Origin of the sequence: Tigheibacillus halophilus (assembly GCF_042683165.1) — a bacterium.
Lineage (GTDB): Bacteria > Bacillota > Bacilli > Bacillales > Amphibacillaceae > Tigheibacillus > Tigheibacillus halophilus.
The window spans coordinates 398417-412526 of record NZ_JBHUIZ010000003.1 but is presented as its reverse complement, the minus strand read 5'-3'; the positions used below and the strand labels follow the sequence as shown (position 1 = coordinate 412526).

Here is a 14110-nt window from a genome sequence, read left to right as displayed (position 1 = left end):
GGCTTATTCACGATTTAAGCTTTTTTGATCAGGAATGTGAACACACCATCATTTTCGTTGCTTTGCAGCAAGCTGTGACCAGTTGTTTTAGCCCAAGCAGTCAAATCATTTTTGGAACCTTTATCTGTTGCATGGACTTCCAGAATTTCACCAGTCTGTAACTCATCCATTGCTTTTTTTGTTTTTACAATCGGCATCGGACATGACAACCCGGTGGCATCTAATACTTTATCTGCTTCCATTTTCAACCCCTCCTTTTTATGCTTCGATAGCGCAATTATTCGGACCTGTTTCCATATCACTTTTTTCGTCTTCATCAGGATCAATTTTCCCCATATTAGTCTTTCGAATCTCCTGATAAGCATTGGGCTGCGGCGGAAGATTCTCTGTCACCAGCTTACGAAAATCTTGCTCTGTCTTCACTTGCAGACCACTGTTTTGTTTGTACAAATCTCCCAAACGTGCCCACACACTGCCGTTTCCATGCAACTCCTCCTGGAAAGAGAAATGGGCAGGCAATACGATAAGATCCTGGTCCAGGTGAGTGAAACGCTTATAAAGTGTATGGCGTAAATCATCGACCCAATCTGAAGCTTTCCCAGCCAAATCAGGTCTGCCAATGGATTTGACAAAAAGGATATCTCCAGTCATCAAATATTTATCGTCGACTATGATGGAGGTGCTTCCTTTCGTATGTCCAGGCGAGTAAACTGGGTCGATAGCAGCAACTGAGGCTGCACCTATTTTCAATGTTAAACCTTCTTCAAGTGCGGTATAAGCGTATGTGACTTCTTCAGCATCCTTTGACGGCAGATAATAGGACGTTCCTATCTCTTCAGCCAAGGATCGTCCACCTGAGATATGGTCCGCATGTAAATGCGTATCCAGGACGGCCTTTATTTTCACTTGTTTTTCATGTGCGAAATCCTGGTAGATATTGATCATACGTGCTGGGTCAATGATTGCAGCCTCTCCGTCAGATACGATGAGATAGGACAAGCAGCCTTTCCCAAGACGAACAAACTGATACAGCTCTCCCCCGCTTGGCAGATCACCAATTTTCACAGGCTGTAAATGCTCGCTCCATGCTTTCATGCCGCCAGTCAGACTGCGTGCATGGTAGCCAGCTTTAGCCAGCAACTCTGCCACCATTTCTGATGATCCGCCTTTGGCGCAAATAACGATTATTTCTTTGTTCTCAGGAAGTTTACCTTTGATGGGCTCAAGTCCGTCAAGTAAATCAAAATACGGATGGTTCACATTGTGCACATACTTTCCTGCCACATTCCATTTTGCAAACTCTTCTGGGTTCCGAACATCCAACAGGAAAATTTCTTCATTATTGATGATTTTATCGGCCAACTCTTTTGCAGTAATTATTTCTGCCAACCTATTTCCCTCCAGTTAAAATGACAGCGAAATATTCGCATCCTTTGCAAAATCTATGAACGATGCTGCCCCACCTGCTTCAACACCATCAACAAAATCTTTCAATGCAAGATTCATGACATCCATGGTCATTTGGCAAGCAATCATTTTTACACCCAGGTCTTGGGCCACCTCAACTAGCTCTGCAATGGGAGGAACATTCGCCTTTTCAAAGCCTTTTTGGAAATGTTCTTTTCCTTCTGGCATCGGCAGCTGTTTGTGACTTTCTTGATGAATCAACTGCAATCCTTCGAATGTGAAAAATATTCCTACCTCCGCGTCTGAAGCTGCGGCTGCTGTAGCGATGTTAAAAACTTTATATGCATCAAACATGCTGCCATTCGCAGCAATGATAGCGACTTTACTTTTAGCCATACTACAATCTCCTCTATTCAAAAAATTATTCTACATCATCTTCCCATGCGAGCATACCACCTGCCACATTGGTTGTATGAAACCCTTGTGCATTTAGGAATTCGCATGCTCTGCTGCTTCTTCCTCCTGAACGGCAAACGATATAATAGTGTTTATCTTTATCCAGTTCCCCTTGTCGTTCCGATAATTCTCCCAATGGGATATGCTTTGCCCCCGGGATCTTGCCTTCAGCTACTTCTTCATCTTCACGCACATCGACAATGCTGATTGATGGTTCTGTTTTCTTTTTTTCAGCTAATTCACTTGTTGAAATTTCTTTCATTTTCGCACTCTCCTTTATACGATACGGGGTATATTAACCGCCAAAAAAAAATGATATATAGATCACTATCGGCTTTTGACTAATAATGCGACTGCCTCTTTTATCAATTCCTCACTATTCTCTTCCGAGTCCGCTTCCTGGACGCAAGCTACCAGGTTGGAACTCACAATGAGCCCGATACTTCTGTCCAATGCGGAGCGGACTGCCGACAATTGCGTAATGACTTCTTTACATGCTTTATCTTCGTCCATCATTTTTAAAATACCGCGCAATTGTCCCTCCATCCGCTTCACCCTATTTTTGACTTGCTCATCATACTCCATATTTTTTCACCTCACTTCACATTACTAAACCACATTTTATACCCCTGTAGGTATATTGTCAACCTATGCCATGTTATTTAATTATCCCTGGGCCAGCGTGTGTTATATTGTTTCACCCGCAGAAAAAACGAGGGAGGGACAGAACTATCCAAAAACAGCTATAAAGTGCCATTTCATATCTAGTGGATTGGAGCGAAAGGCGGCTGACTCCTTGAAAAAGTAATTCGCTTTTTCTGCGTGCGATGTGAATGCTGCCGAAGCGTTCCTTGTCCTGCGGGAACAATGGTTTTCGATGGGAAGCGTAATCGCAGTCCCAGCACGAGTCTGAAGACCCCGCAGGAAGTGATTTTCTTAGAAAGTACATGAGGGAAGGCAAGCTGCATACGGCCTTTGCGGCCAACGCTTGCACACCCCTTGTCGGGGCGCCTGGCGTGCAAATCAACGAAATTACTAAGCTAGATAAAAAAAGTTGGGCGGTTCCATGTCAAGATGGTACCGTTCAACTTTTTTACATTTCCTGGGGTTTTGTCTCACCCTTGTTCAACATGCTGTGCTTGTATACATTGATAGAGAATCGATACAGCGGTATCTATTTCCTCCTTCGTGACAACCAGCGGCGGCAATAGCCGCAACACGTTACTGCCCGCTTGCAGGACAAGCAGTCCTTCCTTTAAAGCTGACTGAATGACCTTCTGGACTTCTCCATCGCAGACAATGCCAACCATAAGCCCTTTCCCGCGTACTTCCTTCACAAAACTTTCATCAGAGAACTTTTCACTCAGTTGCTCATGAAGGTACTGCCCTTTTTCAATTATATCTTCCAAAAATGCCTCTTTAGAAATTTCTTGTAATACCTGTTTAGCGGCTGCCATAGCTAAGGGATTGCCTCCAAAAGTGGAACCGTGGCTGCCAGGCCCGAAATATGCTTCCAGGTCCTTCTTGGCAATCATTGCACCTACTGGCAGACCGTTCCCAAGCGCTTTAGCCGTTGTAATGATATCTGGAGAAATATCGTAGTGCTGATAAGCAAATGGTTTTCCCGTGCGCCCGATGCCTGTTTGTATTTCATCAATAATCAGCAATATCTGCTTTTCTTTTACAATGGAAGCTATTTCTTTCATAAAGCCGCTGGTCGCCGGAATCACACCACCCTCACCTTGTATCGTTTCCAGCATGATAGCTGCCGTATTTTCATCTATCGCTGCTGCCAAGGCACTTATGTCATTGTATGGGACATATACAAAGCTTTCCAAAAGCGGCCCGTAGCCGTGATGAATTTTCTCCTGGCCGGTTGCAGCCATAGTAGCGAAAGTACGACCGTGGAATGATTGCTTGCATGTGATTATTTTCGTTTTTCCAGTAGCCTTTCTGGCAAGTTTGATGGCAGCTTCATTTGCTTCCGCGCCGCTGTTACAAAAAAAGACCCTGTCCCCGGAACTGCTAGCCGCCAATTTCTCAGCCACTTCTTCCTGAAGTGATATATGAAAGAGGTTAGAAGTATGCCATACTTTATCCAGCTGCTCTGTCACAGCCTGTTGTACTTTCTGGTGCCTATGCCCCAAATTGACAACACCGATGCCAGAAGTAAAATCAAGGAAGGCTTTTCCGGTGTCATCCCAAACCGTTGTCCCTTTTGCCCGCTCTACCATAAGATCGAATCTTCCATATGTAGGAAAAATAGCTGACATCTACACCACCTCCATCGTTTTACGTATGATTGTCCCAGCAAAAAAATCATCTTTTGATTTTGTCAATTGCTTTCCATCAACAATCATCACTTCTTGCAGATTATCTGTCAGGCTGTCAAGGGCAGCTTTGACTTTAGGGACCATGCCACCGTGTACGACACCTGTCTCAATAAAGGTTTTCGCTTGTTCTTCCGTAACAGTTTCCAGCAATCTTTCGTCATGAAGAATACCAGGTACATCTGTAACAAAAACCAATTGTTTGGCCTGCAATTCTGCTGCGATAGCAGCAGCAGCCGTATCGGCATTAATGTTATAACGGGCATTGTCCTTTCCAATGGCAACCGATGCGATCACCGGAATAATTCCTACGCTCGTTATCTTCTCCAACAGTTGTTTATTGATGCCGGTCACATGACCTACATAGCCATAACATTCGAAGTCTAAGGCTTCCGCTTGAAGCAAGCCAGCGTCAGAGCCACACAACCCGATCGCTTGAAGGCCTGCTTTGTTCACGGCTCTTGTCAATGCTTGGTTGACTGAGCCTGCCAGCGTCATTTCCACTACTTCCAAAACTTCCAACGGGGTGACACGTAGTCCGTTCTGGAATGCAGAGGGTATGTGCAGTTTATCGAGATTGTTTTTTATGGCTGGCCCTCCCCCGTGAACGATGACAGGCTGATAACCATTACTTTTGAGTTGATGGATTTTGAAAAAAAATGCTTCAGTTAATTGCTCTATGACGCTCCCGCCACATTTCACAACAATGAATCTGCTCATCGTCTTCCACTCCCTTTCATGTACGATAACTGGCATTGATTCGAACGTAATCATAAGTGAGGTCGCATCCCCATGCTTTTCCCTGTCCAGGACCATTCTTCAAATCGATAGCGATATGGATATCATCCTTCTGTAAATAAGCCTTGGCATCTTTTTCAGAAAATGGCAGCGGCTGGCTGTCTTCCAGCATTTTTATCGGTCCGATTGCCGCGTCGATAGTCTGCGGATTGACATTTGCTCCGCTATAACCAATAGCTGCGATAATCCTTCCCCAGTTAGCATCCACACCAAAAACAGCTGTTTTTACCAAGGAGGAGCCAACAACTGTTTTGGCAACCTTCCTCGCCTCACAGTCATCCTTCGCCCCTGCCACTTCCACCGAGATTAATTTTGTTGCTCCTTCCCCGTCCCGAGCGATCATTTTCGCCAAATCCTCGCAAACATGGTGAATTAATCCAGTAAAAGCTTCCCAATCCGGATGTTCAGGTGATAAACTGTCGTTTTCCGCGAGTCCATTTGCCAAAGCAAGCACCATGTCATTCGTAGATGTATCTCCATCAACAGTAATACAATTGAAAGTGCCGTCCACTGCTTGTTTCAATGCTCTCTGCAGTTCGGAAGGGGTAATATTCGCATCTGTCGTCAAAAACCCGAGCATGGTACCCATGTTAGGTTCAATCATACCGGAGCCCTTTGCTACACCGCCCATTGTGACTATTTTTCCTTCGATTTCCGTTTGGTAGCAAATCTTTTTTTTGAAAGTGTCCGTTGTCAAGACAGATTCAGCGAATTGTGCAGCAGCGTTTTTTTTACCTGATGGCTTCAGCATCGAAATCGCTGGCATGATTTTTTCCATTGGCATGGGAAGTCCGATAATGCCAGTCGAGGCGACCGCCACGTGGTTCGAAAGCACTTGAAAATGCTTAGCGACGGCATCCCGAATATCTCTCGCGTCCTCTAAACCCTTTTTGCCGGTGCAGGCATTGGCATTGCCACTATTCACGATGACAGCCTGAATATTCCCTGATTGCTCCAGACTTTCTTTTGTGACCGTGATCGGAGCGGCTTGAATGATATTTTTTGTATATACGGCTGCCGCGCTAGCAGGGATTTCAGAATAAATGATACCTAAATCATTTCGCTTGCGCTTAACACCGCAATGGATGCCGGCAGCCTGAAAACCAGCTGGAGATGTGATCGTTCCGGATATTTCTTTAATCGTTATTGTCTTCATGAATGACAGCCCGCCCTTTCTCTTGATATGAAGGATAGGTTAAAAATCTTATTTTCCCTATATAAGTGCCGTGAGAGCATCCATTGGATAGAACTTCTAGACAGAGGCCTTATATTTATTATTCGGCTCACCTGAATCCACTTTCCATTCAAGGATATACCGGCAAAAATTCGAGTCCGGTTTTTTCACACAGTCCGAACATGATATTCATGTTTTGGACTGCTTGCCCTGAGGCCCCCTTCATTATGTTATCGATCACGGAAACAATCGTGATCCGATTGGTTCTTTCATCAAATGCTAGTGCGATATCGCAAAAGTTCGAGCCGTAAACCTCCTTGGTCCCCGGGAAATTATGCTCTCGAAGCCGGACAAAATAATTGTTGTCATATACTTGGTGATACAACTCATAAAGCTGTTTTAGAGAGGTCTCTTTAGCGACATTTGCATAAATAGTCGCCATAATGCCACGGGTCATCGGCACCAAATGTGTAGAAAAAGTTATTGGCGGCATCTGACCGCCCCAGCGCGACAACACTTGTTCAATTTCCGGAATATGCTGATGCTGGTTGACTTTATAAATCTTGAAGTTATCATTCATTTCCGGAAAATGCGCCACCGCAGATTGTGTTCTTCCAGCTCCACTTACACCTGATTTCGCATCAATAATGACCGAAGCCGGATCGACCCACCCCTTTTGAATCAGCGGTGCCAATCCCAGAAGAGCCGCAGTTGCATAGCATCCTGGATTGGCGACTAAGCGCGCCTGCTGAATATCAGCTTGATACCATTCCGAAAGTCCATACACTGCATCATTGACCAATTGTGGGTCACTTGCAGGTTTCTTATACCACATTTCATAACTTTCTGGATTTTTAATCCTGAAATCTCCCGATAAATCAATGACCTTCGCATCAGTTTTCATTAACCCCGGTATAAGTTTGGAAGATACCCCAGATGGTGTAGCAGTAAAGACAACATCTGCAGTACCCATGATATGTTCTGTTGCAATATCATCAAAATCCAGGCAAAGCACGTCTTGTAAATGTGGATAACTGGCATAAGCCGGGTTCCCTTGCCGGCTTGTAGAATGTATAGAAGCTATCTGTACTTCAGGATGTTGATGAAGTATGCGAATCAACTCTGCACCACCGTATCCAGTAGCACCAATAATAGCAGCTTTCATTATCCGCTCTCCTTCCGTAAAATATTATCCATTATTATAAAGTGAATAAAAATAAAGTCAAGGGTATATTTATAAATAAATAGAATAATTTAGACTATAAATATTAGACAAAAAGATGAAAAAGGTTATTTTTATGCATTTTATATACATTTTCACAAATTACTTTTACTAGATTGTTATTTTTCCTTCAAGTATAATAAGAACACAATCGTATGAACGGAGATCGTCAAAAGGTCGATGAACATTGACATATTCGATAAAAATTGAGAAGGTTCATTTCAATCTTCTTTTAGATGTAACATATAATAGAAAAGGAGTTTCACTTTATGAAAAATAGCATCCGGTTATTTCTATTAACGTTCACTATGCTTAGTTTGTTAATCGCGCTTGCAGCATGTAAAGATAAGAAGATTCCTGTAGAAAGGAATGATAATGCAACTGCGACTGAGGATGGCAACAACTCTCAACAGCAAACGAGTAAGGAATTCAATGAAGCGAAGCAAAAAATACAGCAATACGGCGATGAGCGTATGCGTGATGCTATCACTGCCCAAAATAAAGCTTCTACTGCCCTCAGCAAAGCTAAAAAGTTGAAAAGCGGCAAAGAACAGACAGCATTAATGTTGCAAGAAGCATTGCCGCAAGCCAAGCAGGCATTAAAGGATGCCAAAACTTTTAAAGCCGGACAGCAGCCAAAAGAGTTGCAACTCTTGCAATCAAAATTAATCAAGCCACTGGAAACTCTGAAAAGAGCAACAGAAGCACAAGTACAGGCAGCACAAAGCGAAATCAAGAGAGATAAGCAAGAATTGCAGCGCGAAGCGGACGAACTGACAGAAAGCTATCTGGAACAACTGAAAAATTTTCATCAGGAACTGGAAAAGTTAAATCAACAATATGACTTGCAAGCAGATTGGAAAACTTTAGAACTATTAAAGCGACAACTACTCGGGGGGATCCAACTGGCACAGCAGACACAGCTTTCCACCGAACAGCTGAAACATTTGATCGAATCAAACCAGAATAGCTTGGAGGCACTCCAGAAGATTTCCAGTGAGAATAAAGTTCACGGCAATGACGACATAAAAAATATTGAAAAAAGTTTATCGCCTGATCTGGATCAAATTTTTAACCGTAACACAGAACTGAAAGAGGATCCACAACAAATGCATGATACATTGCACCAGCTACAGAAAGCTACAGAAACAAGCCTGAACGCGTTGGTACTTCAAAAAAAAGCCAAAGAACAAGAAAATGATGCATGGCGACAAGAAGCTGACACCAAATGGAAGATCTATCAAAACGAAGTGGAAACACTCAAAGACAAGCTGGAATCTTTGGGGAAAAAGTGACTCTTTCGTTATAAAAGGTGTCTATACACTAAATCATAGGTCCCCGCCCTGAAAAATGATTCAAGCCCAGGCAGTTGACACAACTGCCACTTCTAATCAAGTCATAAGGTAAATGATAGAAAGCGTACATTCAAGATGAATGTACGCTTCTGTGCAAAACTAATCAAATGCTGTTTCTTTTTCAGGGTCATGGAGAAATTCAAAGAGGAGCCGGATTTGTGAAAGTGTATTCCGTCTCGTCGACAGTCGTGGAAGGTCATGTTCAGCAAAGAACTGGATATCGCTTGTTTCTAAGCCCACTGTCCTCTCTCCCCCCACTATATCACACAAGATAAATAACTTATAATAGTCATAGGGCTGCGGATCATTGCTATACTTATTCATATCAAGTACTGCTAACATCTTTTTCGCTTTTGTATCAAAGCCGGCTTCTTCTTTTATCTCCTTTACTACGTTTTCTGCAGGTGACAGTCCGACCTCACAGAACCCCCCTGGCAAGGCCCAGCGTTGGTCCATTTTCTCTTTAATGAACAGCAGCCGTCCCTTTTGAAAAATGACTCCCCGAACGTCAACTTTAGGTGTCGGGTAGCCTGTCTCACTGATGTAAAATTTTTTTACATCTTCTATCTTCATCTCCGTGTGTTTTGCGATGATGTCACAGCTGATTTCCCGTAATTCCGCATACCTTTCCCTATCAAATTCATCTTTTGAAAAGGCAAGGCCCGCCTGGGATATCGCTTGAATCCGTTTCGCCCACTTCAGCCATTGCAGATCCATGCTCTCCCCTCTTTTCTCCTTCACGGATTATATTTTTTTCGGAACGATTGTAACCTTTCGAGCCAAATAATCGTCAATTCACGTAATTTTCTTGTTTGAATACAGACTTCTGGATAACTATCCACACCCATATCTTCAAACAAATCGTAGACGAAAGTTTCTTCCTGGGCAATTTCCAGTCCACAGCGGTTACCGCTTATATGGATCTGTTCTTTTTCACCATGCAGGACTTGATCGAAATCATGAATAATCTCGCCGCTAAGTAAACTGGCATCTGCCATCAAATATTCACCTAGGAGTGCTAGTTCCGGCTCATCAAAATCGATAATCAGTACTTTCTCGGTTTTGTTGCCGTTTTTTAATGTCTCTTCTCTAAAATGATACAAGGCAAACCCTCCCTAATATATAGGAAATGCAGAAATGATTTTATCATTGTTATCAAGGTACATGCGGATCCGCATGCCTTCGCGGCTTAGCCCCTCATATGTATTGCCAGAAACGAATGTTTTTGCTTCATAAGCTTCGTTGATAGCATCAACCACTTGCTGAGCATCCCAATCTTCAGGGTATAAGGTAGATTTTCCCCTGTTGCTTTTCTTTTTTACACCATTTACTTCTACTTTGGCTTCGTACACACCATAGCGATTAGGCTTGCTTTTCGTTCCGCTGATCACACGACCCTTTTTCGTCGGCAACCCATCATAATGGAATCCGACCGCATCACCGCGTCGGTTTATTTCTCCTTCAAAGATATGGGCGAGCGCACCATGTCGGAAATGTCCCGTATCCTGCAAATCTGATATCGATGCAATATCCGTATGTGGGGTTGACATGTCGCCACTGCCGCCGGTCTCCCCCGGAGACAGGCCACATCCAGCCAGCAGCAGTATCAAGCTTACAGAAAAGCATATCAGCCACTTTTTGTTTTTCCGCTTCATGCTTTCACTTCCTATTCAAGTTCAAATTCATTTTACTATTTATTACAGTCCTTTGGCAAAAGAGGTAATGTTTGTTTTTGCTGTTTAGGTGGAATAAATGGACTAGTACAAAGAAAAAATTGAAGGAGGAAATGATTTTACATGACAGAACCTCGCCATATGCAAAATGATAAAACACCAAGACAAGTACAAGAAAAACAGCCAGGTATCGAATCGAAAATGAATCCACTGCCTGCACAACCAACAGCATATCAGGGGACCGGTAAATTGAAGAATAAAAACGCTCTGATTACAGGTGGTGACAGCGGTATCGGACGTGCGGTCGCCATTTTGTACGCAAAGGAAGGGGCGAATGTCGCTATCTCTTACCTGGATGAACACGAAGACGCAGAAGAGACGAAACGAATGGTAGAAGCGGAAGGCGTGAAATGCCTGCTTATGCCCGGAGATATCAAGGAAGAATCCCACTGTGTCGATTTGGTAAAAAAAACAGTAGAATCATTTGGGGGTATCAATATCCTCGTAAATAACGCTGCTGTACAATATGTCAATGAGGATGTTACGCAGATTCCTTCTGATCAATTCGAAGATGTTTTCCGGACAAACTTTTTTTCCCATTTCTGGACCATCAAAGCAGCGGTTCCGCATATGCAAGAAGGAGACGCGATTATCAGTACTTCTTCAATCAATGCGTATAAAGGCAACCCCGTACTGATGGACTATACAGCAACCAAAGGGGCTATCACCGCTTTCATTCGAAGTATAGCCATCAGTTTAGCCAAGAAAGGCATCAGGGCGAACACAGTAGCTCCAGGTCCTGTATGGACACCACTCATCCCATCCTCATTTGATGAAGATCAAGTGGAGAAGTTCGGGCAGGACAGTTTGATGGGCAGACCAGGCCAGCCTTCGGAACATGCCTGGGCCTATGTTATGCTGGCTGCTCCGGAATCTTCTTATATGACTGGCCAAGCCATTCATATCAATGGAGGATCGTGGACATCTTCATGATATAGAAACGCACGGAACATCATTGGGAGGGTAATGAGTCAACTTGCAATTGAGATATGCAAAAACCCCTGAAAAAATGCGCTATCCCTTTTCTATAACAAAGAAAGTACAAAGGATTAACTTCTTCTTTCCTTGTACTTTCTTTATTTTTATTTTCTTTCTCTATCAAGCATTTCCAATGCTTCCTCAAACTCTTGATCAATCGCTTTATTAGGTTTATGCGTAAGTGCGCTCACTGCCATAGTAACGATAAAGTTTAAAATGAAACCCGGAATGATTTCATACAAGGTGGAAGATAATGCTTCGATGTTCCCCCATACGATAACCGTCACCGCTCCGATAACCATTCCGGAAAGCGCACCGATAGAGTTGATTTTGCGCCAGTACAGTGAAAGCAATATAGTCGGTCCAAACGCTGCTCCGAAACCGGCCCAGGCAAAGCTGACGAGGTCCAATATGGTAGCATTTTTTTCCCAGGCGAAATACATCGCAATCAATGAAATGATCAGAATGGCCATCCTGCCATAGAACACGTACTTCTTATCATCTTCATCATTTTTGATGATGGCTTTATACAGATCTTCCACCAAAGCGGATGAAGTAACGATCAATTGGGAAGAAATAGTGCTCATGATTGCTGCCAGCACTGCTGCCAAGAGAACCCCCGCGATAAATGGGTGAAAAATAATTTGACCCAGCGCAATAAAAATCGCTTCCGGATCACTTAACGAAGCACCCGGATGTTGCTTAAAATACGCGATGCCTATCAGAGCAGTCGCAGATGCTCCAATCAAGCTTAACGCCATCCAGCCAATCCCGATCCTTCTGGCTTGCTTCGTTTCTTTTACCGATTTGATAGCCATGAAGCGGACGATGATATGCGGCTGTCCAAAATAGCCGAGTCCCCAGGCTGCTGATGATATGATAGCAGCAAAAGAAACTCCTTTAACCAAGCTGAAAGCATGCGGGTTCACCGAACGAATAGATTCGGTTGTTTCGCCAAAACCTCCCGTTAGAAAGAAACCGAAGAGCGGCACAAGAATAAGTGCTAAGAACATGATTAGTCCTTGTACAAAGTCCGTGTAGCTCACAGCCAAAAAGCCGCCAAAAAGCGTGTAAGCAATCACTACAGCCGAAACCAAAAGCAAACCGCCATGATAGCTCATATTGAAAGAGCTTTCAAAAAAGACTCCGCCTGCTACCATACCTGATGAAACATAGAAAGTGAAAAAAACCAGGATGATTAGTCCGGAAGCTATTCGCAGGATTTTCGAGTTATCCTTCAATCGGCTGTCTAAATAACTTGGGATGGTGATGGAATTGCTCGATACTTGCGTATATACACGCAAACGCGGCGCGACAAACAGCCAATTCAAATAAGCGCCGATGGTCAACCCTATTGCCATCCAAGCCTCGCTGAGTCCAGATACATAGATGGCGCCGGGAAGCCCCATCAGCAGCCAGCCTGACATGTCAGCGGCTCCCGCACTCAACGCTGTTACAGCTGGGCCGAGTGACCTGCCGCCAAGCATATAATCTGTCAAATTGGCTGTACGGCGATACGCATACCAGCCAATTGCCAGCATGCCAGCCAAATAAATGATGATAGCCAGTAATTGGTATGTGTAATCTGTCATCTTCTTCCCCCTTTTTTTGAATACTTATAGAATAGCATAAAAGCTGTAAGGTTAGTAAATTTTCCCCGTCAGATTCGACAACATATATAACGATGCTCGCAACGTTCGGTAAATTGCTTTCTACAGATAAATATATGCCCCTTTCACCTTCTTTAGTCAGCTACAGCGAAGAAAACAGTGTTATTTCAGCTTTTACATATGCTAAAAACACTACATTGCCCTACTGGAAATGGCTCTAAGACATGCACCTCTTGCTTTTCGCCATTAAAACTGCTGTAATAAAGCAGCTTTCCATCTGTAGATACCTGAAGATCTGACAGCGCAAAACCATGTCTCGTTGTCAATCGCTCATTATGTCCCCCATCAAGTGCAACAACGTAGATATCAAAGTCTTCTTGTGGAGCTCCTTCATTTTCGGCACCCGTCTCATATAATTTACTGTACGCCTTCGCATCCATTCCAACGTAATAGGTTTGTTTGCTATCAGGTGCGAAAGCTGCTGCTGCCACATGCATATCAGCAGGCCCCACTTTTTTCACTTCCCTGCCGTTTTCGTCCGCTACATATAACTCATTTACACCGTTTGCAGATTTGGCAAGATATAGCATATGCTTTCCATCGTTCGCAAATACAGGGCGTTGCAGTTGTTCATCTTTGGAAACGACTATTCTGCTTACATTCTTGCCATCAATATCGGCCTTGTATATGGATTGTTTGCCGTTTACATAATAAGAGAAGATGATTGTCTGATCATCTGGCGAGATGGAGATACTGTCACCTACACCGGTAAAATGCCGATAAGGATCATCGTCTCGAATGACATGGTAATTCACTGCTGAAATCATTTGGCAGGCGCAGCGCGAAAAACTTATTTCAATGATACTATCCATTTCTCATGACAAACTGCTAATCTTTTGTTATCCTAAAAAAGAAGTGAATATTTGTAATACTACTAGGGGTGCCCTAAGCGGGCTGAGAGGAAAGCACCGAGCTTTCCGACTCTTATGAACCTGATCTGGTTAATACCAGCGGAGGGAAGTAGTCGGACAGTAGTCCATGCTATTT

General features: G+C 43.5%; 16 protein-coding genes and 1 riboswitch. Of the genes, 2 read left to right on the top strand and 14 right to left on the bottom strand.

From position 1 onward, the window contains the following. Positions 1 to 14 precede the first annotated feature (14 nt). The 9 genes from ACFSMW_RS02600 to argC form a co-directional block, all read right to left on the bottom strand. Positions 15 to 242: a sulfurtransferase TusA family protein gene (locus tag ACFSMW_RS02600; protein ID WP_390352758.1), complete on the bottom strand. Its 228-nt coding sequence runs from the start codon at positions 240 to 242 to the stop codon at positions 15 to 17. Between the two features lie 16 nt (positions 243 to 258). After that, a complete protein-coding gene (locus ACFSMW_RS02595; RefSeq protein ID WP_390352756.1) occupies positions 259 to 1389 on the bottom strand; it encodes an MBL fold metallo-hydrolase in 1131 nt (376 codons plus the stop codon). A gap of 15 nt (positions 1390 to 1404) precedes the next feature. Then, positions 1405 to 1803: a DsrE/DsrF/DrsH-like family protein gene (locus ACFSMW_RS02590; RefSeq protein WP_390352755.1), complete on the bottom strand. Its 399-nt coding sequence runs from the start codon at positions 1801 to 1803 to the stop codon at positions 1405 to 1407. Between the two features lie 25 nt (positions 1804 to 1828). Continuing rightward, positions 1829 to 2125, bottom strand: coding sequence for a rhodanese-like domain-containing protein (locus ACFSMW_RS02585; protein ID WP_390352754.1), 297 nt, complete (start codon positions 2123 to 2125; stop codon positions 1829 to 1831). A 65-nt stretch (positions 2126 to 2190) separates the two neighbouring features. Then, on the bottom strand, positions 2191 to 2448 hold the full coding sequence (locus tag ACFSMW_RS02580) for a metal-sensitive transcriptional regulator (protein WP_390352752.1): 258 nt from the start codon (positions 2446 to 2448) through the stop codon (positions 2191 to 2193). A 530-nt stretch (positions 2449 to 2978) separates the two neighbouring features. Beyond that, entirely contained in the window at positions 2979 to 4136 is a 1158-nt protein-coding gene (locus ACFSMW_RS02575; RefSeq protein ID WP_390352750.1) for an acetylornithine transaminase, read from the bottom strand. Then, on the bottom strand, positions 4137 to 4913 hold the full coding sequence (argB, locus tag ACFSMW_RS02570; RefSeq protein WP_390352749.1) for an acetylglutamate kinase: 777 nt from the start codon (positions 4911 to 4913) through the stop codon (positions 4137 to 4139). 16 nt (positions 4914 to 4929) lie between these two features. Further along, positions 4930 to 6147, bottom strand: a complete 1218-nt coding sequence (gene argJ, locus ACFSMW_RS02565; RefSeq protein ID WP_390352747.1) for a bifunctional ornithine acetyltransferase/N-acetylglutamate synthase — start codon at positions 6145 to 6147, stop codon at positions 4930 to 4932. 148 nt (positions 6148 to 6295) lie between these two features. Next, complete coding sequence (gene argC / locus ACFSMW_RS02560; protein WP_390352745.1) at positions 6296 to 7330, bottom strand: N-acetyl-gamma-glutamyl-phosphate reductase; 1035 nt, start codon at positions 7328 to 7330, stop codon at positions 6296 to 6298. A 326-nt stretch (positions 7331 to 7656) separates the two neighbouring features. Between argC and ACFSMW_RS02555 the strand changes: the two genes are divergently transcribed. Next, positions 7657 to 8682 carry a coiled-coil domain-containing protein gene (locus ACFSMW_RS02555; protein ID WP_390352741.1) on the top strand — a complete coding sequence of 342 codons (1026 nt, stop codon included), beginning with the start codon at positions 7657 to 7659 and terminating at the stop codon, positions 8680 to 8682. Positions 8683 to 8841: 159 nt separating this feature from the next. On the opposite strand, the gene ACFSMW_RS02550 is transcribed toward ACFSMW_RS02555, so the two are convergent. The 3 genes from ACFSMW_RS02550 to ACFSMW_RS02540 are packed head-to-tail and all read right to left on the bottom strand — an operon-like array spanning position 8842 to position 10397. Then, positions 8842 to 9459 (bottom strand): NUDIX hydrolase, encoded by a 618-nt coding sequence (locus ACFSMW_RS02550; RefSeq protein ID WP_390352740.1) that lies wholly within the window; start codon positions 9457 to 9459, stop codon positions 8842 to 8844. Between the two features lie 20 nt (positions 9460 to 9479). Beyond that, complete coding sequence (locus ACFSMW_RS02545; RefSeq protein WP_390352738.1) at positions 9480 to 9845, bottom strand: hypothetical protein; 366 nt, start codon at positions 9843 to 9845, stop codon at positions 9480 to 9482. 12 nt (positions 9846 to 9857) lie between these two features. Continuing rightward, positions 9858 to 10397, bottom strand: a complete 540-nt coding sequence (locus tag ACFSMW_RS02540; protein WP_390352737.1) for an EndoU domain-containing protein — start codon at positions 10395 to 10397, stop codon at positions 9858 to 9860. A gap of 141 nt (positions 10398 to 10538) precedes the next feature. Here ACFSMW_RS02540 and ACFSMW_RS02535 point away from each other — a divergent pair, with 141 nt between their 5' ends. After that, positions 10539 to 11408, top strand: coding sequence for an SDR family oxidoreductase (locus tag ACFSMW_RS02535; protein WP_390352735.1), 870 nt, complete (start codon positions 10539 to 10541; stop codon positions 11406 to 11408). Between the two features lie 149 nt (positions 11409 to 11557). On the opposite strand, the gene putP is transcribed toward ACFSMW_RS02535, so the two are convergent. Beyond that, on the bottom strand, positions 11558 to 13045 hold the full coding sequence (gene putP, locus ACFSMW_RS02530) for a sodium/proline symporter PutP (protein ID WP_390352733.1): 1488 nt from the start codon (positions 13043 to 13045) through the stop codon (positions 11558 to 11560). A 185-nt stretch (positions 13046 to 13230) separates the two neighbouring features. Beyond that, positions 13231 to 13935 carry a TolB family protein gene (locus tag ACFSMW_RS02525; protein ID WP_390352731.1) on the bottom strand — a complete coding sequence of 235 codons (705 nt, stop codon included), beginning with the start codon at positions 13933 to 13935 and terminating at the stop codon, positions 13231 to 13233. Between the two features lie 54 nt (positions 13936 to 13989). Next, a riboswitch (TPP riboswitch) is annotated at positions 13990 to 14099 on the top strand. Positions 14100 to 14110: the final 11 nt, after the last annotated feature.